This is a genomic window from uncultured Maribacter sp. (assembly GCF_947495965.1).
Classification (GTDB): Bacteria; Bacteroidota; Bacteroidia; order Flavobacteriales; family Flavobacteriaceae; genus Maribacter_B.
The window spans coordinates 577,234-596,756 of sequence record NZ_CANMBB010000002.1; the positions used below are offsets into that span (position 1 = coordinate 577,234).

The 19,523-nt window shown below is 32.1% G+C and carries 20 protein-coding genes; 12 read left to right on the forward strand and 8 right to left on the reverse strand.

Annotated elements, in window-relative coordinates; all coding sequences use genetic code 11:
- Positions 1-81: 81 nt before the first annotated feature.
- Positions 82-408 carry a YbaB/EbfC family nucleoid-associated protein gene (locus Q0820_RS06875; protein WP_298486354.1) on the forward strand — a complete coding sequence of 109 codons (327 nt, stop codon included), beginning with the start codon at positions 82-84 and terminating at the stop codon, positions 406-408.
- A 41-nt stretch (positions 409-449) separates the two neighbouring features.
- Positions 450-902, forward strand: coding sequence for a thioredoxin family protein (locus Q0820_RS06880; protein ID WP_298486356.1), 453 nt, complete (start codon positions 450-452; stop codon positions 900-902).
- Positions 903-971: 69 nt separating this feature from the next.
- On the opposite strand, the gene Q0820_RS06885 is transcribed toward Q0820_RS06880, so the two are convergent.
- Positions 972-2,072 (reverse strand): OmpA family protein, encoded by a 1,101-nt coding sequence (locus Q0820_RS06885; protein ID WP_298486357.1) that lies wholly within the window; start codon positions 2,070-2,072, stop codon positions 972-974.
- A gap of 228 nt (positions 2,073-2,300) precedes the next feature.
- Between Q0820_RS06885 and Q0820_RS06890 the strand changes: the two genes are divergently transcribed.
- Entirely contained in the window at positions 2,301-2,609 is a 309-nt protein-coding gene (locus Q0820_RS06890) for a YegP family protein (RefSeq protein WP_298486359.1), read from the forward strand.
- A gap of 3 nt (positions 2,610-2,612) precedes the next feature.
- On the opposite strand, the gene Q0820_RS06895 is transcribed toward Q0820_RS06890, so the two are convergent.
- Positions 2,613-3,635, reverse strand: a complete 1,023-nt coding sequence (locus Q0820_RS06895) for a GntG family PLP-dependent aldolase (protein ID WP_298486361.1) — start codon at positions 3,633-3,635, stop codon at positions 2,613-2,615.
- Positions 3,636-3,765: 130 nt separating this feature from the next.
- Here Q0820_RS06895 and prfB point away from each other — a divergent pair.
- From prfB to Q0820_RS06915, 4 genes are all read left to right on the forward strand, one after another.
- A protein-coding gene (gene prfB / locus Q0820_RS06900; protein WP_298486362.1) for a peptide chain release factor 2 occupies positions 3,766-4,870 on the forward strand; the annotation gives its coding sequence in 2 pieces (ribosomal slippage) (positions 3,766-3,831 and positions 3,833-4,870; 1,104 coding nt in all).
- 5 nt (positions 4,871-4,875) lie between these two features.
- A complete protein-coding gene (gene arsC, locus Q0820_RS06905; protein ID WP_298486363.1) occupies positions 4,876-5,223 on the forward strand; it encodes an arsenate reductase (glutaredoxin) in 348 nt (115 codons plus the stop codon).
- Positions 5,224-5,363: 140 nt separating this feature from the next.
- Positions 5,364-5,858 (forward strand): hypothetical protein, encoded by a 495-nt coding sequence (locus tag Q0820_RS06910; protein ID WP_298486364.1) that lies wholly within the window; start codon positions 5,364-5,366, stop codon positions 5,856-5,858.
- Position 5,859: 1 nt separating this feature from the next.
- Complete coding sequence (locus tag Q0820_RS06915; RefSeq protein WP_298486366.1) at positions 5,860-8,373, forward strand: TonB-dependent receptor; 2,514 nt, start codon at positions 5,860-5,862, stop codon at positions 8,371-8,373.
- A gap of 62 nt (positions 8,374-8,435) precedes the next feature.
- On the opposite strand, the gene dnaK is transcribed toward Q0820_RS06915, so the two are convergent.
- The 3 genes from dnaK to Q0820_RS06930 form a co-directional block, all read right to left on the reverse strand.
- Positions 8,436-10,343 (reverse strand): molecular chaperone DnaK, encoded by a 1,908-nt coding sequence (dnaK, locus tag Q0820_RS06920; RefSeq protein WP_298486368.1) that lies wholly within the window; start codon positions 10,341-10,343, stop codon positions 8,436-8,438.
- 221 nt (positions 10,344-10,564) lie between these two features.
- Positions 10,565-11,833 carry a Y-family DNA polymerase gene (locus Q0820_RS06925; RefSeq protein WP_298486370.1) on the reverse strand — a complete coding sequence of 423 codons (1,269 nt, stop codon included), beginning with the start codon at positions 11,831-11,833 and terminating at the stop codon, positions 10,565-10,567.
- Complete coding sequence (locus Q0820_RS06930) at positions 11,830-12,243, reverse strand: S24 family peptidase (RefSeq protein ID WP_298486372.1); 414 nt, start codon at positions 12,241-12,243, stop codon at positions 11,830-11,832. The genes Q0820_RS06925 and Q0820_RS06930 overlap by 4 nt, the downstream gene beginning before the upstream one ends.
- Before the next feature lie 74 nt (positions 12,244-12,317).
- Here Q0820_RS06930 and Q0820_RS06935 point away from each other — a divergent pair, with 74 nt between their 5' ends.
- Complete coding sequence (locus tag Q0820_RS06935; RefSeq protein ID WP_298486374.1) at positions 12,318-13,742, forward strand: L-serine ammonia-lyase; 1,425 nt, start codon at positions 12,318-12,320, stop codon at positions 13,740-13,742.
- 56 nt (positions 13,743-13,798) lie between these two features.
- On the opposite strand, the gene Q0820_RS06940 is transcribed toward Q0820_RS06935, so the two are convergent.
- Complete coding sequence (locus tag Q0820_RS06940; RefSeq protein WP_298486376.1) at positions 13,799-14,257, reverse strand: nuclear transport factor 2 family protein; 459 nt, start codon at positions 14,255-14,257, stop codon at positions 13,799-13,801.
- A gap of 111 nt (positions 14,258-14,368) precedes the next feature.
- Here Q0820_RS06940 and panB point away from each other — a divergent pair, with 111 nt between their 5' ends.
- From panB to Q0820_RS06960, 4 genes are read left to right on the forward strand one after another with little or no spacing between them, the layout of a single operon-like run.
- The gene (panB, locus tag Q0820_RS06945) at positions 14,369-15,187 is read left to right on the forward strand and encodes a 3-methyl-2-oxobutanoate hydroxymethyltransferase (protein ID WP_298486378.1); all 819 of its coding nucleotides are present in this window, start codon (positions 14,369-14,371) and stop codon (positions 15,185-15,187) included.
- Between the two features lie 3 nt (positions 15,188-15,190).
- Complete coding sequence (gene lspA, locus Q0820_RS06950; protein WP_298486380.1) at positions 15,191-15,688, forward strand: signal peptidase II; 498 nt, start codon at positions 15,191-15,193, stop codon at positions 15,686-15,688.
- Complete coding sequence (locus Q0820_RS06955) at positions 15,688-16,386, forward strand: RluA family pseudouridine synthase (protein WP_298486382.1); 699 nt, start codon at positions 15,688-15,690, stop codon at positions 16,384-16,386. The genes lspA and Q0820_RS06955 overlap by 1 nt, the downstream gene beginning before the upstream one ends.
- 38 nt (positions 16,387-16,424) lie before the next feature.
- Complete coding sequence (locus Q0820_RS06960) at positions 16,425-16,964, forward strand: DUF4252 domain-containing protein (RefSeq protein WP_298486384.1); 540 nt, start codon at positions 16,425-16,427, stop codon at positions 16,962-16,964.
- On the opposite strand, the gene Q0820_RS06965 is transcribed toward Q0820_RS06960, so the two are convergent.
- Together Q0820_RS06965 and Q0820_RS06970 are read right to left on the reverse strand one after the other, a co-directional pair.
- Complete coding sequence (locus Q0820_RS06965) at positions 16,961-17,839, reverse strand: DMT family transporter (RefSeq protein ID WP_366941646.1); 879 nt, start codon at positions 17,837-17,839, stop codon at positions 16,961-16,963. The two genes, Q0820_RS06960 and Q0820_RS06965, sit on opposite strands and share 4 nt — an antisense overlap.
- Before the next feature lie 3 nt (positions 17,840-17,842).
- The gene (locus tag Q0820_RS06970; protein WP_298486386.1) at positions 17,843-19,387 is read right to left on the reverse strand and encodes a hypothetical protein; all 1,545 of its coding nucleotides are present in this window, start codon (positions 19,385-19,387) and stop codon (positions 17,843-17,845) included.
- Between the last annotated feature and the right edge of the window lie 136 nt (positions 19,388-19,523).

A 19,523-nucleotide genomic window follows, 5' to 3' on the forward strand; every position in this document is an offset into this window, starting at 1 on the left:
TTTCTTATACATTTCTTAAATAAAATTATAAATCCAATCATTTTAGTAATTTTGGAGTTACTAACAATAAAAACAAATTACATGTTTGGAGATATGATGGGAATGATGGGTAAATTAAAAGAAACCCAAGCTAAAGTAGAAGCCACAAAAAAAAGGCTAGATACTGTTACACTTCAAGAAAGTTCAACGGATAATCTTTTAAATGTTACTATTACTGCTAACAGAGTTCTTAAAGAGATAACTATAGATGATAGTTTATTACAAGATAAAGAACAATTAGAAGACTACCTTATACTTACTATAAATACAGCGATAGCAAAAGCAACCCAGGTAAATGAAACCGAACTTGCTGCTGTTGCAAAAGATGGTATGCCCAATATTCCGGGAATGGATTCGTTATTTAAATAAAATGGCAAGTTTTTTGTATTAAACTTTAAAAAAGATAGAATATGAAGCGTTTTTTATTTTTATTATTATTTCCTGTATTACTATGCGCACAATCTACCATAGAGGATTCTGCAGATGCAAAATGGCTAACTAATTATGATAAGGCTTTAAAAAAATCTAAAAAGGAAGACAAAAATGTATTAATATATTTTACTGGCAGCGACTGGTGTCCTCCATGTAAAATGTTAAAAAGTGATTTATTTGAAACTTCTGAATTTAAAAGTTTAGCAGATAATTATATATTGTTGTACATAGATATGCCTAGAAATCAGGATTTACTATCTAAAGAACAATATAACCATAATAAAGAGTTATTACCTAAGCTTAATAAAAAAGGCGTTTTTCCTTTACTTAAAATCATAAATTCTAAAGGAGCTGTTTTAGATGAGTACTCTGGTTATGCCATGAATGGAGAAGTAAAATACCATTTAGATTTATTAAAAAATAATCTTTAACAAAACGATATAAAATAAAAAAAGAGCCTTCCTTTCGGAGGCTCTTTTTTTTTGGTTGGTTACTAAAATTTAGTTGTTAATCAATCTAAATTCAGTTCTTCTGTTAACAGCGTGCTCTCTTTCTGTACAAGAAACACCCTCTTTACATCTGTTCTTAGTTTTAGTTTCACCGTAACCGTTAGCTACTAATAAACTAGAATTAACTCCTTTTGTAATTAAGTAATCTGCAACTGCTTTAGCTCTTCTTTCAGAAAGGGCTTTGTTATTAGCAGCAGAACCTCTAACATCTGTATGTGAAGCTAACTCAACTTTAACACCTGGGTTTTGCGCTAAAACTGGCATTAAACGGTTATCTATAATACTTTTAGCTGCAGGTGTTAAAGTTGCACTTCCTAAGTTCCAGCTTATTGGTAATGCTTGGTATTCTACTAAAGAACATTCTACTTCTTTCCATGTAGTTAAACCACCTTTTTGTTTTAAAACCTCTTTAGATACAGTTTTTGTAACAGCAGGTACTGTTTCTTCTGTTGTAAATGCATCTTTATCTAAAACTGTTTTGGTAATTGTTTTGTATTCTGCAGGAATAACTTCTTCTACTACTTTAGCTGGAGAAATAAGAACTCTTTTAGTATAACTTGCATTTTTAGATCCAATAGGAGTTTTAGATACAGAAGCGTCTGCTCCTAAAACTTGCGTATCTATAGTTGTAAACTCTGCAGGGTATCCTTTATAACACCAGTATCTACAATCATCTGGGTTACCAGAAGCACAATCAGGTGCAGAAGCCCCTAATTCCCACTGTGCGTAAGCTGGCTTAATTTCTATAGTTTCAGAAGATGGTCTAAAAGTAGCAGGTGTAATTCTTAAAGTATTACCTCCTTCTTTAGACACATAAGAAACAGTTTCTGTTCCCCATTTTTCAGGAACAACTGTTAATTTTTTTCCAGCAGCTTTAACTTCTACTCTTTCTGTAACTGTTTTAAACGTTGCAGGTACTGTTTTTAAAACTTTATAAGCTGGCTTAACTGTTAATGTAACAGTCTCATTTACATAAACATCTGGAGTTGTACAACGAACATAGCACTTTCCAGGTTCTGGATTTGCTGGTAAATCTTGTGCCATAGACACAGATGCAGTCATAACTGCAAAAAGAAATAAAATTTTTTTCATAATGGTAATAGTGTTAATTAATGTTAAAAACTATAGTTATCGCTAAGTTACCTTTTAACAGAAAAAATACCGACAACTGTAGTCAAAAATAGTATATTAATCGATTAAATCACAAAAAACATCGATGAACTACATTTTTTATTTAGAAAAGGTTAACATTTAATCTCATAATACCTTTTTGAAAGTGAAGAAAAATAGCATAACTTTAAATGACTAAATTTAACAATGGTGATTACTATAAAAAAAAATGCTAACAACAAATACACTTTTAACTTAAAAGCGAAAAGTGGTAACATACTACTTAACAGCATTACCTTTAATGATAAGGTAGAAGCAACAAAGACTGTTAACAACCTAAAGTCTAAAAACGAGAAAGAACTCATTTTTGAAAGAAAAACTAATTTTGATGGTAAGTTCCTTTTTAATCTTAAAAATGATAAAGGACAACTTATAGGTTCAAGTAAACTATACGATTCTGAAGCCGGATTAGAAAACGGTATTAACAACACTAAAGAAAGTATCCTTTCTATCCCTTAAAGATTATAACGTTTTTAGTATTTTTAAAAATAAATCATGTTGTTTTAAGGTATACCCCAAATGGGTTACAATTCTTAATTTACCTTCTCCCATTCCAATTAAAGAAACACCATGCTCTAAGAGTTGTTCTAAAAATTCTTTTTCAGTTTTATAAGCATCATCAATTTCAAAAATCACAATATTAGTTTCTATAGGTTCTACTGTTTTAATAAAAGATAATGCACGTAAAACCTCCCCTATTTCTTTTGCTTTTTTATGATCCTCCTTTAACCTTTCTATATTATTTTCTAAGGCATAAATACCTGCTGCGGCTAAATATCCTGCTTGCCTCATTCCTCCTCCAAAAATTTTTCTTATTCTTAAAGCTTTATTCATTTGCTCTTTACTACCTACTAATACAGAGCCAACTGGGCACCCCATACCTTTACTTAAGCATACACTAATAGTATCAAAAATTTCTCCGTATTCTTCTGGTTTTTCATTCTTTGCCACCATAGCATTCCATAATCTTGCTCCATCTAAATGGTAAGCTAATTTATTAGCTATACACTTCTTTTTTATGTTTTTTAATTCTTCTATATCCCAACAAGCTCCTCCTCCTTTATTGGTTGTATTTTCTATACTAACTAAAGTTGTAAGCGGACTATGATAAAACTCTGGAGGGTTAATTGCCTTAACCACCTGCTCTGCATTAAAAAAACCTTTATTCCCTTTTAGCAATTTACAAGACACCCCACTATTAAAGCTCACACCTCCTCCTTCATAATTGTATATATGAGAATATTCATGACAAATTAGTTGCTCACCAGGTTGTGTATGTAGTTTTATAGCTGTTTGGTTTGCCATTGTTCCGCTAGGAAAAAATAATGCTGCTTCTTTATTAAAAAGTTTAGCGGTTTTTTCTTCTAGTAAATTTACGGTAGGATCTTCTTTAAAAACATCATCACCAACATTAGCAGAAAACATTACTTGCAACATTTCTGGAGAAGGCTTGGTAACGGTATCACTTATTAAGTTAATATTCATATATAAAAATCTACTTTATTTACTAATATGCGACAAAAAATAACAAATATTATATTTAAACCATTAGTAAAACGCTACAATTTTTCTATTAAAACAAAAAGAGCGCTATTTTTGTTTAAAATTATTTAAAATGACAATTACTACAGACCATTACAAAGGTCTTTTAGATCGCCTTGGTGCGTTAAGGAGGTATCTTTGACGTTGATGCGAAACTTATTGAAATAGAAAATGAACAGGAAAAAACTTTAGCTCCAGATTTTTGGGATAATGCACAGGAAGCTCAAGAGCACATGAAGTTTATTCAATCTAAAAAAAAGTGGGTAGATGATTATTTATCTTCAGAAACTTTAGTTAACGATTTAGAAGTTCTTGTAGAATTTTTAAAAGAAGGTGAAGTTTCCGAAGAGGAAGTATACACACATTACCTAAAAACTATAGATTCTCTTGAAAATTTAGAATTTAAAAACATGCTTTCAGAAGAAGGCGATGAACTTACAGCTGTACTTCAAATTACAGCCGGTGCTGGTGGTACAGAAAGTTGTGACTGGGCAGCTATGCTCATGCGTATGTATATGATGTGGAGCGAAAAAAATGGTTACAAAGTAAAAGAACTAAACTACCAAGAAGGCGATGTTGCTGGTATTAAAACCGTTACTTTAGAGATTGATGGCGAATTTGCTTTTGGTTGGTTAAAAGGAGAAAATGGCGTACATAGATTAGTACGTATTTCCCCTTTTGATAGTAATGCTAAAAGACACACCTCTTTTGCTTCTGTGTATGTTTACCCTTTAGTTGACGATAGTATTGAAATTGCCATAAATCCTGCGGATGTAGAAATTACTACAGCGCGTTCTAGTGGTGCTGGTGGCCAAAATGTAAATAAGGTAGAAACCAAAGTACAACTTACGCACAAGCCAAGCGGAATACAAATTTCATGTTCCGATTCTAGAAGCCAGCATGACAATAGAGCTACTGCTTTAAAAATGCTTAAATCGCAATTATATGAAATAGAATTGCGCAAAAAAATGGAAGCTAGGCAAGAGATAGAATCCTCTAAAATGAAGATAGAATGGGGTTCACAAATTAGAAACTATGTAATGCACCCGTACAAGTTGGTAAAAGATGTACGTACTACAAAAGAGACAGGTAATGTAGATGCTGTAATGGATGGGGACATAAATATGTTTTTAAAAGCATATTTAATGATGATGGGACAAAAAGAAGAAGAAAATTAGAAAAAATGATTACAATATATCACAATCCTAGATGCAGTAAATCTAGACAAGGACTACAAGCTTTAGAAAATTCTGGAAAAGAATTTACAATTAAAAAATATTTAGAAGATGTTCCTTCTGAAAAAGAACTTAAAGATATAATTGATAAATTAAAAATTTCTCCTCTAGAATTAGTTCGAAAAAACGAAGCCGTTTGGAAAGAACTATATAAAGGAAAATCTTTATCTGATGCCGAAATTATTAAAGTCATGGCCACACATCCAAAGTTAATTGAGCGTCCAATTGTAATAAAAAACAATACTGCAGTTATTGGCCGTCCTTTAGAAAATATTACAAATCTGCTAGATAAATAGCTTTTCATTTCATCCAAAATAAATTATGGTACATTTATTGAATATTCAACTTTAACAAAACCATTAAACACTTTAAGAAAGTTTTAACTAAACACAATTAAACCTCTTAAGTTTTTTTTAATCTAACAAAACATTACAGCATGAAAATTAACATAAAATGCTTTATAGCAATAGCAGTTCTTTTTTTAATAGGAAGTGAATTACAAGCTCAATACGGCTATGGCGGTGGTGGTTATGGATATGGAAATAGAGGTGGATATGGGAGACAACGAAACAATCTTCCGCAGGTAGAGTCTACTCCTAAAAAAGAAGAACCAAAAACTGCTGCACAAATTGTAGATAATGAAATGCCAAATATTACGGAGGCATTAAATTTAAATGAATTTGAAACTGCTGTTTTAAGTTCTGTTCTAAAAAAATATTTGCAACAACGTATAGAGATGCAAATATTAGAATTAAGTCCAGAACAAATGCGTGAGGGTCTAGAAAAGATTACAAAAAACCAAGATGAAGAATTAAAAGCTGGTTTACCTCAAGACAAATATGATGCTTTTGTAGAAATGCAAAAAAAGGGTATTGCTAAGACAAAAAAAATAAACAAAAAGAAAAAGAAAAAGAAACGAAAAAAAGATTGATATGAAAAAAACACTCCTGTTATTGCTTGCCATTTTTACAATCTACACTTCTAACGCTCAAAGACCAAATGGCAAAAAACGTAACCCAATTACAATAACAGGAACCGTTTTAGACAAAGACGACAATTTACCTTTAGAATACGCAACTTTAATTCTTCAAAATGTTAGAAACCCTGACCGCATTACAGGAGGCATAACAAATGAAAAAGGACAATTTTCCATAGAAACCTTTCCAGGAAATTACAATATAAAAATAGAATACTTATCCTATAAATCTTACGAACAAAAAGCACAAATTTTAAGAGCATCTAAAGATTTAGGAATAATAAAACTTATTCCAGATTTAGAACAACTTGAGGGCGTGGAGGTTGTAGGAGAAAAAACTACCGTAGAATTAAGATTAGACAAAAAAGTATATAATGTAGGGTCAGATTTAACGGTGAAAGGAGGTTCTGTTACCGATGTTTTAGATAATGTACCATCTGTAACCGTAGATGAAGAAGGCGCAATTAGCCTAAGAGGAAACGAAAGTGTAAGAATATTAATAAATGGTAAACCCTCTGCCCTATCTGGTTTAAGTTCTGATGCTCTACAACAACTCCCAGCAGAATCTATAGAAAAAGTAGAAGTTATTACAAACCCTTCTGCCAGGTATGATGCCGAAGGAACAGCTGGTATTTTAAATATAATTCTTAAACAAAGTAAAACTACAGGATTAAATGGCTCCGTTAGCGTTTTTACAGGCTATCCAAAAAATAACGGCGCATCGGTAAACCTCAACTTAAGACGAAAAAATTTCAATATTTTCACCAACACATCTTATCGCTATAGAGATTCTCCTGGAAACGCTCTTTTTGAACAAGAAAACTTTGCCCCCAATGGTACTACCGCTAGCTTTCAAGATGAAATAAGAGATTACAACAGGCAAAGTGATGGTTTTAATACGAATGTTGGTTTTGAATTATTTATAGACTCTACCAGTAGTATTACAAATTCTTTAGTCTACAGAAAATCTAATGGAGATAATACTGTAGATATTGACTTTTTTAATTTTGACGCCAATAGAAACCCCACTATACAAAGAAACAGATACACAAATGAAGGAGAAGAACAAGAAGACGTACAGTACTCTGTTAATTATCTAAAGAAATTTAATAACGATGGCCACGAATTAAAAATAGACTACCAGTATTCTAGAGGTATTGATATAGAAAATTCTATAATAAACGAAGTGGTTTTAAATGATAATAGCCAATTAGACACAGAGCAGACTATTAATAACGAATCTCAAAAAAATCAATTAGTACAATTAGACTACGTTTTGCCTTTTGGGAAAAATAATAGCTCTCAATTAGAATTAGGTTATCGGGGTATCTTTAACAATTTTAATACCGATTTTGATTTTGGAATTTTAGAACAAAACATATTCTATAGTAACCCCGAGTTTAGTAATGAGTTAAATTACAAAGAGTATTTAAATGCCGCATATATGCAATTAGGTACAAAAATTAATAAGTTTAATATTCTTGGTGGACTAAGAATGGAAGCATCAGACATTGGCATAGAACTAGTTAACACCAATAACATATCAAATAAAAAATATGTAGATTGGTTTCCTTCCTTATTTTTAGGATATGAATTTTCTGAAAAAGAACAATTTACATTAAGCTACAGTAGAAGACTAAGAAGACCTCGTTCTAGATACATAAATCCTTTTCCTTCTAGATCCAGTAATACAAATTTATTTCAAGGAAATCCAGATTTAGACCCAACGTATACAAATGCATTTGATTTAGGATACTTAAAAAGATGGGATAATATTAGTTTCACCACCTCAGCATATTACAACCGTTCTACTGGTGTATTTCAGTTTATTACGCAAGAAAGAGGCGATTTTGTAGAAATTGAAAACCCAGACGATGCCGCAAATCCTATTTTAGTACCAGTACAAGTAAGCACTCCAATAAATTTGGCTACAGACACAAGATATGGAATGGAGTTAACTACTACCTATACCCCTAAAAGAAATTGGAGACTAACTTGGAACGTAAATTTATTTAAACAAATTGGCAAAGGGGATTATACCTATATTAATTTTTTAAACGAATCTATAACTCAAAATTTTGATTCTAATAATTTTGCTTGGTTTACACGCTTAAGTGCAAAAATTCCTTTACCAGCAAAAATAGATTTTCAGACCAATTTATTTTACAGAGGGCCACATTCTAATACGCAAAATAGATACAAAGGAGTGCTTAGCACCAACTTAGGTTTTAGCAAAGATGTTATAAAAGACAAAGCATCATTATCCTTAAATGTTAGTGATTTATTTAACACTCGTAAAAGAAGAACAGAGGCTACCACATTAAATGTAGAAACCTATAGTGAGTTTCAAAGACGTGAAAGACAAATAACGCTTTCTTTTAGGTATAGGTTTAACCAAAAGCAAAACCAACAACAAAGAGAACGAGGAAATCGAGAAGGTGGAGATGATGATTTTGATTTTGAAGGATAATAAATAATCATAAAAAAAGGGACTGATAATCAGTCCCTTTTTAGTTATAGAGTAATTTTATATTACTTAACTTCTTCGAAGTCTACGTCTTCTACATTATCTCCTTCTTCTGCGCCTGCAGCTCCAGCAGCGTCTCCTTGAGGAGCAGCTCCACCTTGCTGTGCTTCTGCTTGTGCTTTGTACATTTCTTCAGAGGCACCTTTCCAAGCTTCATTTATTTTCTCTAAAGCTGGTGTAATAACCGCTAAATCTTTAGATTCATACGCCTTCTTAAGCTCTTCTAAAGCTTCTTCTACTGGCTTCTTGTTAGCATCAGAAATTTTGTCTCCAAATTCAGATAATTGCTTTTCTGTTTGGAAAATCATTCCGTCTGCTTCATTTAACTTATCAGCAGTTTCCTTAGCAGCTTTATCCGCTTCAGCATTTGCCTCAGCTTCCGCTTTCATTTTCTCTATCTCTTCTTCCGTTAATCCAGAAGAAGCTTCAATACGAATATCCTGCGTTTTATTCGTTGCTTTATCTGTTGCAGATACTTTAATTATACCATTTGCATCAATATCAAAAGTAACTTCAATTTGTGGCGTTCCTCTTTGTGCTGGTGGAATACCATCTAAATGGAAACGACCTATTGTCTTATTATCTCCTGCCATTGGGCGCTCTCCTTGTAAAACATGAATTTCTACAGAAGGCTGATTATCTGCAGCAGTGGAGAATACTTGCGACTTTTTAGTAGGGATAGTTGTGTTTGCTTCTATTAATTTAGTCATTACACTTCCCATAGTCTCTATCCCTAGAGATAATGGCGTAACATCTAATAATAATACATCTTTAACATCACCCGTTAAAACACCACCCTGAATAGCCGCACCTACTGCTACAACCTCATCTGGGTTAACCCCTTTAGAAGGCTTTTTACCAAAGAACTTTTCTACTGCTTCTTGTACTGCTGGTATTCTTGTAGAACCACCAACTAAGATAATCTCATCAATATCGCTCTTAGATAATCCTGCATTTTTTAATGCTGTTGCACAAGGCTCTATGGTTCTTTTTACTAAATCATCTATTAACTGATTAAATTTAGCCAATGTTAACGTACGTACTAAGTGCTTAGGTCCTGAAGCTGTTGCTGTAACATATGGTAAATTAATTTCCGTTTGTGCAGAAGAAGATAATTCTATCTTCGCTTTCTCTGCAGCTTCACGTAAACGTTGTAATGCCATAGCATCTTCACGTAAATCCATATTTTCATCAGCCTTAAACTCCTCCGCTAACCAGTCAATAATTTTTTGATCAACGTCATCTCCACCTAAGTGTGTATCTCCATCTGTAGCTAATACTTCAAAAACACCGTCTCCTAATTCTAGGATAGAAACATCATGTGTACCACCACCAAAATCAAAAACTACTATTTTCTGGTCTGTATCTTTCTTATCCATACCATATGCTAAAGAAGCAGAGGTTGGCTCGTTAATAATACGCTCTACAGTTAAGCCTGCAATTTCACCAGCTTCTTTTGTAGCTTGTCTTTGCGCATCATTAAAATATGCTGGAACTGTAATTACAGCTCTAGACACATCTTGTCCTAAATAGTCTTCTGCAGTTTTCTTCATTTTCTGAAGAATCATAGCAGAAAGTTCTTGAGGAGAATACAAACGACCGTTAATATCTACTCTTGGAGTATCATTATCTCCTTTTACCACCTTATAAGGAACTCTACCAGCTTCTTTACTAGACTCTGAGAATTTATTCCCCATAAAACGTTTTATAGAGTATATAGTGTTATGCGGATTAGTTACTGCTTGTCTTTTTGCAGGATCACCTACTTTAATTTCACCACCTTCTACAAAAGCTATTACAGACGGTGTTGTTCTTTTTCCTTCGGCATTTGGGATTACAACAGGCTCATTACCTTCCATTACAGAAACACAAGAGTTGGTTGTTCCTAAATCTATACCTATAATTTTGCTCATTATATATGTTTTAAATTATTAGTGCAATTTTTTATATCGATTTGTAAATGACAAACAATATGCCAAGCAAAAAAAACTGACAGGTTGTCATTTATACACTAATAAGTAGGAGCAATGAGCAGCAAGAACCTATTAGTACTGTCATTACAACTATATTTACCTTACCCTAAAAATTAATCCTGACAGCTTTATACGTACTACTACAATTTTAAAGTTACTCGTTATGTATCTTTTAATGTAAGTATTTCTTTCCATTGTGTTGTGTAACGCGGACTCCGTTCTTCTTTTATAAGCTCCCACTCTTTTACTCGGGTACCTACTAATGCCGAAGACACTTTTAGCTTCCCAAATTTAACATTAAGCTCGTCTACCACCTTTGTTAACGTCTTTTTAGATTCTGTTGAAATTTTAAATAGATTTCCTTGCACATATTCTTCTGGAGTAATACCAAGAAGGTTTACCCCTACCTTCTTATACTTATACCCTTCTTTATATATAAGATGTAATGCTTTTTTGGCTTCAGTTACTAATACAAAAGTGTCATTCGTTGGCATTTCTAATTTTACGGTAATACTATTGGAATACTGCTTATCTCTGGTACTAAAAAAATTAGTCACTAAAAAAACATGTATAGCGCTCGCGCAAGAATTTTGAGCTCTTAAAACTTCTGCAACCTCTCCTACATAATAAGAGCATACTTCTTCTATTATATCTAAACTCTCTAATTTTTTACCAAAAGACTTTGCGGTTCCTATTGCTTTTTTCTTTTTAGGCTCTGTAACAAACTCCATTACAGACTCCCCTCTTAGCTCTCTCCAAGTACGCTCCCCTACTACGGTCATTTCTTTACGTACCCACGCCAAAGGCAATTGCGTAAAATCATAAGCTGTAGCAACACCTATAGCCATAACACGCTCACTATGTTTTTTACCAATACCCCATACACCTGTAACAGGGCTCCATTTTAAGGCTTTGACCCTATCATCATCAGAATTTAGAACACAAACATGATTTTTATTTGGTATTTTTTTTGACATTTTATTAGCCAACTTAGACAACACTTTTGTTCTTGCTATACCTACACCTACTGGTAAACCTGTTAACCTATATATGGTGTTTTTTATTTGATGCCCAAAAGATTCTAATTCTTCATGAGGAACGGTACTTAAATCTATAAAAGATTCATCTATACTATAAACTTCTACTTTAGAAGAAAACGTTTTTAATATATTAACTACTCGTTGCGACATTTCTCCGTATAGCGTATAATTTGATGAAAAGAATACTACTTTATTTGCTATAAGCTGTTTTTTTATTTTAAAAACAGGCTGAAACATTGGAATATCTGTTAAAGCCTTTGCTTCTTTATTTGCTGCAATAACACAACCATCATTATTACTTAACACAACCACTGGCCTGCCTATTAAGTCTGGTCTAAAAACCAACTCGCACGAAGCATAAAAACTATTACAATCTACTAATGCTATCATTTGCAAGCATGTATTATATACGTAATAACACCCCAAAGTGTAAATTCTTTTTCTTTAGCTTCTAATTCAATTCTAATAACTTTAAACTCTCCATCTATAACTACCATTGCTAAACTATTTTTTTTTGGATATAAGGAACGGTCTATAATTAAAACATCATTCTTAAAAATTGTAAACTCTTCTAAAGCATTACTGTCTATACGTACATAGAAAGTAGCATCGTTATTCGTAATTAATTCTTGTTCTAAACTTATCTTAGGCTCCATATAGTGTGTAGCCGGACTAGGAAAGCCTGTCTGTTTAGATACTTCGGGCATATGCTGCCTTTCTAACTTTTTAACTTTACCATGAGAGAATGTTTCCATGATACAAAAATATGGATATATTCCAAAAATAAGTAAAAAATCCATATAATTATTTTCTAAAAAATGTGAAATTAGTCTGTATATTTACCGGTTGAGTTGTATTTATAACAAAATGAATTATGGAAGCAATAAGTACTTTTGATATGCTTAAAATAGGAATTGGGCCATCTAGCTCCCATACCCTTGGTCCTTGGCGTGCCGCCGAAAAGTGGATTAAAGAATTAAAAGAAGCGAATGTTTTTTCTCAAGTATCTACCATAAAAGTGTATATCTATGGTTCTTTATCCTTAACAGGAAAAGGGCACGCCACAGATTACGCTTTAATGCTTGGATTATCTGGACAGGATCCAGAATTTATACCCATTCCTAATATTGCAACTATGGTATCTAAAATAAAAGAAGAAAAACAGATTGAGTTTAATGGAGAAGTAACACTCCCTTTTATTCCTGAAACAAATATTATTTTTAAAAGAGAATTTTTACCTTTTCATGCCAACGGTATGACCTTTGAAGCACACTTAGCTTCTGGAAAAAAAACTAAAGCAACCTACTATTCTATTGGCGGAGGCTTTGTTGTTAAAGAGGAACTAAAAAAAGCAAAAAAGAATATTGAAAAATTTAGACAATTTCCCTTCCCCATAACCACAGGTGCAGAGTTACTAAACTTTTGTAAGAATGAAAATAAAAGTATTTCTGAAATTGTCTTAGAAAATGAAAAATCTCTTCATACAAAGGAACATATAGACAAAGAACTGCATCGCATTTGGGATACTATGTTAGAATGCATGCATACCGGATGCCATACCGAAGGAAAACTACCTGGCGGACTTAATGTAACGCGTAGAGCCTATGAGATACATAATACTCTAAAAGGAGAGTTACTATATACAACACCACAAGAATGGTTAGAGACAATACGAAATACAGAAGTAAAGTTTAGACAAATTCTAAAATGGGTTAGCTGTTTTGCCTTAGCAGTGAACGAAGTTAACGCTTCTCTTGGCAGAGTAGTTACTGCTCCCACCAATGGTAGTGCTGGGGTTATTCCTGCTGTTTTAATGTACTATATGGTAATTGAAAATCACAAAGCAAATTTTAAGCACATAAAACAATTTTTACTTGTTGCCGGGGAAATAGGCAGTATTTTTAAAAAGGGTGCTACTATTTCTGCAGCCATGGGTGGTTGTCAAGCAGAAATTGGAGTTTCTTCTGCAATGGCAGCAGGTGCCCTAACAGAACTACTAGGAGGTACTCCTGAGCAAGTTCTTATGGCTGCAGAAATTGCCATGGAACACCATTTAGGATTAACCTGCGATCCAATTGGTGGATTGGTACAAATCCCCTGTATTGAACGCAACTCTATGGGAGCTATAAAAGCTATTAATGCTGCGGAACTTGCTCTTAGCTCTAAACCAGAAGACGCAAAAGTACCTTTAGATAAAGTAGTTAATACGATGTGGGAAACTGCTAAAGATATGAGTTCTAAATACAAAGAAACTTCTGAAGGAGGTTTAGCTGTAGGGGTATATTTAAGTGATTGTTAAACAAGTAAACTACCTCTTTTTAACTCCTTTTAATTTCTATTTTAATTTTAGATAGATTATTCTCTACATCCTTTTACTCTTCGAGTGTCAATAAGGTAAATAATCTTCCATTGCTCTTCTTCTTTATAAAGTTGAAAAGAATTTACACCACAATGATGAAACTTATTTTGGAACCAAAATTCGTAAGGCACCCATACGTTAGCCATTGCTCCATCTATTTTTATTTCAAAAGAAAGTAGTTTTTCCTTAAAAGGTATACTATCAGGAATGCTAACTATAGAAGTAATTAAATCCTTAAAATTCTCTGTTTTTATTCTTGTTTCTCCTTCCCTATTTTTTCCAATAGTTTGAAGAATAACATCTAATGTAACTAAACCTTTCATTTTAATAGAATCTTGTGCATGGAACGCTTCAAAAAAATCCAAAACGGTTTGCTTTGCCTTTTCTTTTTCCAAATCTTGAGCACTCATATTAAGAAAAAACAGAAAGAGCAGAAGAAAGCTTATTTTTTTCATAACTTTTATGTTAAATAGTTAGCATTAAAATTAAGCGAAATATTTCAATGACATTATATTCTATAGAATTGAACAAATCTCCTTATTTTTAACACACTTAAAAAAATACGAATGTCTACAGCAAAAAAAGAATATAAAAGAGTTACCGTAAAGTCCTTAGTGGACATGAAAAAAAATGGCGAAAAAATATCTATGCTTACCGCCTATGATTATTCTATGGCTAAAATTGTAGATGCTGCAAATGTAGACGTAATATTAGTAGGAGATTCTGCTAGTAATGTTATGGCTGGTCATGAGACAACTTTACCTATAACTCTAGACCAAATGATATACCATGCATCTTCTGTAATAAGAGCTATAGATAGGGCTCTTGTGGTTGTAGACTTGCCTTTTGGAACCTACCAGAGTGACCCAAAAAAAGCGTTACATTCTGCCATACGAATAATGAAAGAAAGTGGTGCTCATGCTGTAAAATTAGAAGGAGGAGAAGAAATTAAAGAGTCTATAAAAAAAATACTAAATGCCGGTATTCCTGTTATGGGACACTTAGGACTTACACCACAATCTATATATAAATTTGGAACCTATACTGTACGAGCCAAAGAAGAAGAAGAGGCAGAACAATTAATGAAAGATGCTAAAATGCTAGAAAAAATAGGTTGTTTTGGTATTGTTGTAGAAAAAATACCTGCAGAATTAACGAAAGCTGTATCTGAAAGTATCTCCATACCTACTATTGGTATTGGTGGTGGAAAACATGCAGACGGACAAGTATTAGTTATTCATGATTTATTAGGAATGACACATGAATTTAACCCTCGATTTTTACGCAGATATATGAATCTTTACGAAGAAATGAGTACAGCCATATCTAACTATGTAGACGATGTAAAGAGTAGAGATTTCCCTAATGATGAGGAACAATATTAATTTATGCAATTCACTAAATTAATAAAGAGAATTTTAATAATACTTGTAGTAATACTTAACATTGGATGCGACCAAATTTCAAAAAATATAGTTCGTAAGAATGTTATTCCTGAAGATTACATCCAAGTTTTGGGAGATAATTTTATCCTCACCAATGTAGAGAATACAGGGGCTATGTTGGGTTTTGGAGAAAACTTACCCCCTATTTTTAAACGTATTATTTTACAAGGAATACCTGTTCTTGTTTTATTAGTTTTACTATACAGAACCTTACTAAAAACACAATTAAATACGGTACTTGCATTAGCATTTGCTTTTGTTATTGGTGGCGGTATTGGAAACCTTATAGATCGCATATTATACAATTCTGTTACCGATTTTTTCCTAATAAAATTTAGTTTCATTAAAACAGGAATTTTTAACATGGCCGATGTTTCTGTTACCATAGGCGCTCTATTAATTATATTCATTTCCATTAGATACAAAAACATAGAAATTTAGTGGCTACAAAAATACTTTCTAACGCTAATAATTTACAAGTTCTATACGAGGACAATCATATTATTGCCATTAATAAAAGACCAGGAGATATTGTACAAGGAGACAAAACAGGAGACATACCTTTAAGTGAAGTTGTTAAAGAATACATTAAAATAAAATACAACAAGCCTGGGAATGTATATTTGGGTGTAGCACATAGACTAGACAGGCCTACTTCGGGCATTGTGGTTTTTGCAAGAACCTCTAAAGCTCTACCTAGATTAAATAAACTATTTGCAGAAAAAGAAGCTAAAAAAACATATTGGGCTATAGTAAAAAACAAACCAGAAAAAGAAGCAAGCACTTTAACCCACTGGTTAAAAAGAAATACCAAGCAGAATAAATCTTATGCAAATAAAAAAGAAGTTACAGATAGTAAAAAAGCCATTCTTGATTATAGGATACTAAAAAAATTAGACAATTTTTATTTACTAGAGATAGATTTAAAAACAGGAAGACACCACCAAATACGTTCGCAATTAACTTTTATTGGCTGCCCAATTAAGGGAGATTTAAAATACGGTTTTAACCGTAGTAATAAAGATGGTAGTATTCACCTTCACGCAAGAAAACTCTCTTTTATTCATCCAGTAAAAAAAGAAGCCATTACTATACTAGCACCTCCTCCTAACGACCCAGTTTGGAACGCTTCTTGTTAATTTTAGTACATTTAGCACTCTAATTAAAACACTATACCATGCTAAAGAACGTTCTATTAATTTTCATTTTTCTTATAATATCCTCTTGCAGTAGCTACAATTCTATAGACTCTTTTTACAATACTCATAAAAACGATAACCATGTTACCGCAGTTAGGGTTCCACATTTTATGCTTTCTTTATTAAGTAATATATCTCCAGAAATGCAATCTTTAATTGGCAATACCAGAGATTTAAGATATATGCAATTTCCTAGTGAGACATCAGAAAAAACAAATCTTTTAAACACTCAAATGAACGGAATTACAGGTAATTCTTTTATTGAAGTATATCGAAAAAATGACAACCTAAAACGTAATGTAGTTTCTATACGCGAAAAGAAAAATAGTGTAAAAGAAATTTTAATTTACAATAACAACAATCAAACAGGTTCTTTTTTATACTTCAATGGAAATTTTGACCCTGTTAAAGTACGCGAAATGGCCAAAAACAATCAATTTGAAAATATTGGAAGTAACCTTATTAATCAACTTAATTACTCCTCTTCTTCTAAAAATGGAACTACTATAGAAAACTAAGAAGCTTTTTTCTTAAAAGATCTAATACTTTCTATAACTACCGAGCTTAATATTAGCATACCCCCTATTACTGTTCGGAAAGACGGAATTTCATCTAAAAAAAATATCCCTAAAATAATTCCATAAACGGGCTGTACACTTCCCAAAATACTAGCGCTAGTAATACTAAAATTTTTAAAACTTTTTAAAAACAATGTATGCCCTATAGCTGTGGTTAAAAAGGCTAAAGCTAGCAATGGCTTCCATTGCTCAAATACAAAAGAAATATCTACAAAAAACAAAGTTGGAGATAAAACTAGACCAGTAATAGCTACTTGATAAAACATTAGGCTAGAACCGTTATACTTACCTCCTTTTTTCTTTAAAAGAAGATTACGTAATGCATAAAAAAAAGCAGAAAGTATTCCTAAACCTATTGCTTTAGTATAACTACTTTCTATAGTAAGATCTGGAGCCAAGTAATATACTCCAAATAGCACCAACAAAGCTAGCAACAAATGTGCTTTTTCAAACTTTGTTTTTAAGATAAATGGTTCTAAAAACGCAGTTATAACAGGGTAAGTGAACAAAGAAAGCATTCCTATGGCTACATTAGAAAGCTGTAACGAATAAAAATAAGTAACCCAATGTATACAAAGAAAAACACCACTAATAAATATTAGTAACCTATCTTTTACATGCACATGAAAAGATATTTTCTTATAGCTACAGTATAGATACAATAGCAAACACGCTAATAATGCTCTTACCCCTATAGTTACCATAGGATTTAATGTTACATATCTTCCTAAAGCACCAGAAGTACTTATTAATAACATTGCTAAATTAATCTCTAATAAATGCCCTATTTGCGACTTATTTTTAAAACTACTCACAAATTAACGTTTTAAAGCCATAGCTTTTTCTCTAATAATTTGAGAAACAGGTTTGTCTTCTAAATGACTTTCTAACCAAGAAATAATATCTAAATATAAAAAAGCTCTTTTCTCATAAGGGTGGTCTTCATACTTCTTTAGTTCTGTATATAGTTTTAAAAACTCATCTCTTAATTCGTGAGGATAAATATTACCAAGGTTACGCAAGAACTTTATCATTTCTTTTTGCACTTCATGCATGTCATTCATTTTTAATAAAAACTTATAGGTACTCTTTAATTGCACCTCCAAATGATAATCCATACCTGCCTCATAATGAGCAACTAAACTTAAAACACGAGCAAAACACATAAGATCTTCTCGCATTTTTAAATTCTTATTTTCTATTATCTTTTTTAAATACTGTATGCAAGATTTGTTATCTCCATTACCAAAATATAAACAAGCAATTTTATAATACAACACCATAACATGGTGGGCATCTATACGATCCTTGTGCTTATTAATACCATACTCTACAATTTTAACCAAATACAGCCCTTTTTCAAAAGTGCCTTCTAAAAAATGCTGATTTAATCTGTTAGCATTTAAATATAAAAAAGCTAAAGAGTTTATATTGTCATTCTTAGGAAAGCTTCTAGACTCTAAAATAGCCTCAAGCTTTTGCAAAGTATGCTTAAACTGAGAACTATATTTTACGTAAAATAAAGACTCTAACAAATAATGATTTCCTTTAATAAAAAAGACAGGGTTTAAATAAATCATATCTTTATTTTCATAAAATAAATCTACCCACTTATTAGCGTACTTATAGCAAGAAAGAAAATCTTGAATTAAAAAACTATACCACAAATGAGCTTTATACAACCATAGTTTTTCCCTAAACCCTAGGTCTTCTATTTTATATTTAGGCAAGTGTTTTTGAAAATAATCTTGCACCATCTTATAACTTTCATCACTCTTTACATAGCCCACTTTAAGCATCATTCCGTATAATTGTAATGACAAATTAGATAGCTTACTTGTCATTACATTATGACCAGATAATTCTTTAGCTTGTATTGCTAATTCATTGGCTCTATCAGGAATACTTCTAGTTATATATTGGGTTTCTATGAGTTTTTCTAGCTCCACTATTTCATAAGCAATATTTTTCTCTTCGTTCTCTATAGCAGTAGTTTTTACTTTATCTAAAATTTTAAGACTTTGCTTATATAATCCTTTTTGATACAGAATAGTGGCAAAATCTAACTGCTCTCTTATCTGAACCCTAATATTTTGGTTTACTGGATTTAAACGTAAACTCACTAATATTTGCTTATAGAGGTGCGCTTTTAAGTTAGATAGTTGTTCTTTCTTTACAATACCACTTTCTAAAATATTTTTCTCATTATAGAGCTTACTTTTGTCTAATAAATTAAATAAGGCTAAAAATTTAGCATCAGAATTAACTCCTAACCTCCCAACATAGAGTTTAAACTGACGTTTCTCTGACTTAGAAAGGGACTTAACCAAAACGAACAAAGCATCTTTATGCACATTTGTCATCGTAAAAAAAATAGTTTATATGTTTGTTTATCAGCATCTTAACATCACTAAAAAGTGTATTAACATTGTAAATGTTTCTTCTTAATTTAGTTATTTTAAGGTAATGGTCATATATTCGTAATGACTAGTTAAAACT

Bases quoted from the DNA above. Each gene is read 5' to 3' on its own strand.
- Q0820_RS06885 (WP_298486357.1), bottom strand. From the start codon at position 2,072: ATGAAAAAAATTTTATTTCTTTTTGCAGTTATGACTGCATCTGTGTCT.
- Q0820_RS06875 (WP_298486354.1), top strand. From the start codon at position 82: ATGTTTGGAGATATGATGGGAATGATGGGTAAATTAAAAGAAACCCAA.
- Q0820_RS06970 (WP_298486386.1), bottom strand. From the start codon at position 19,387: ATGACAAATGTGCATAAAGATGCTTTGTTCGTTTTGGTTAAGTCCCTT.
- Q0820_RS06930 (WP_298486372.1), bottom strand. From the start codon at position 12,243: ATGGATTTTTTACTTATTTTTGGAATATATCCATATTTTTGTATCATG.
- Q0820_RS06935 (WP_298486374.1), top strand. From the start codon at position 12,318: ATGGAAGCAATAAGTACTTTTGATATGCTTAAAATAGGAATTGGGCCA.
- Q0820_RS06925 (WP_298486370.1), bottom strand. From the start codon at position 11,833: ATGATAGCATTAGTAGATTGTAATAGTTTTTATGCTTCGTGCGAGTTG.
- panB (WP_298486378.1), top strand. From the start codon at position 14,369: ATGTCTACAGCAAAAAAAGAATATAAAAGAGTTACCGTAAAGTCCTTA.
- Q0820_RS06895 (WP_298486361.1), bottom strand. From the start codon at position 3,635: ATGAATATTAACTTAATAAGTGATACCGTTACCAAGCCTTCTCCAGAA.
- arsC (WP_298486363.1), top strand. From the start codon at position 4,876: ATGATTACAATATATCACAATCCTAGATGCAGTAAATCTAGACAAGGA.
- Q0820_RS06960 (WP_298486384.1), top strand. From the start codon at position 16,425: ATGCTAAAGAACGTTCTATTAATTTTCATTTTTCTTATAATATCCTCT.
- dnaK (WP_298486368.1), bottom strand. From the start codon at position 10,343: ATGAGCAAAATTATAGGTATAGATTTAGGAACAACCAACTCTTGTGTT.
- Q0820_RS06880 (WP_298486356.1), top strand. From the start codon at position 450: ATGAAGCGTTTTTTATTTTTATTATTATTTCCTGTATTACTATGCGCA.
- Q0820_RS06915 (WP_298486366.1), top strand. From the start codon at position 5,860: ATGAAAAAAACACTCCTGTTATTGCTTGCCATTTTTACAATCTACACT.
- lspA (WP_298486380.1), top strand. From the start codon at position 15,191: ATGCAATTCACTAAATTAATAAAGAGAATTTTAATAATACTTGTAGTA.
- Q0820_RS06910 (WP_298486364.1), top strand. From the start codon at position 5,364: ATGAAAATTAACATAAAATGCTTTATAGCAATAGCAGTTCTTTTTTTA.
- Q0820_RS06940 (WP_298486376.1), bottom strand. From the start codon at position 14,257: ATGAAAAAAATAAGCTTTCTTCTGCTCTTTCTGTTTTTTCTTAATATG.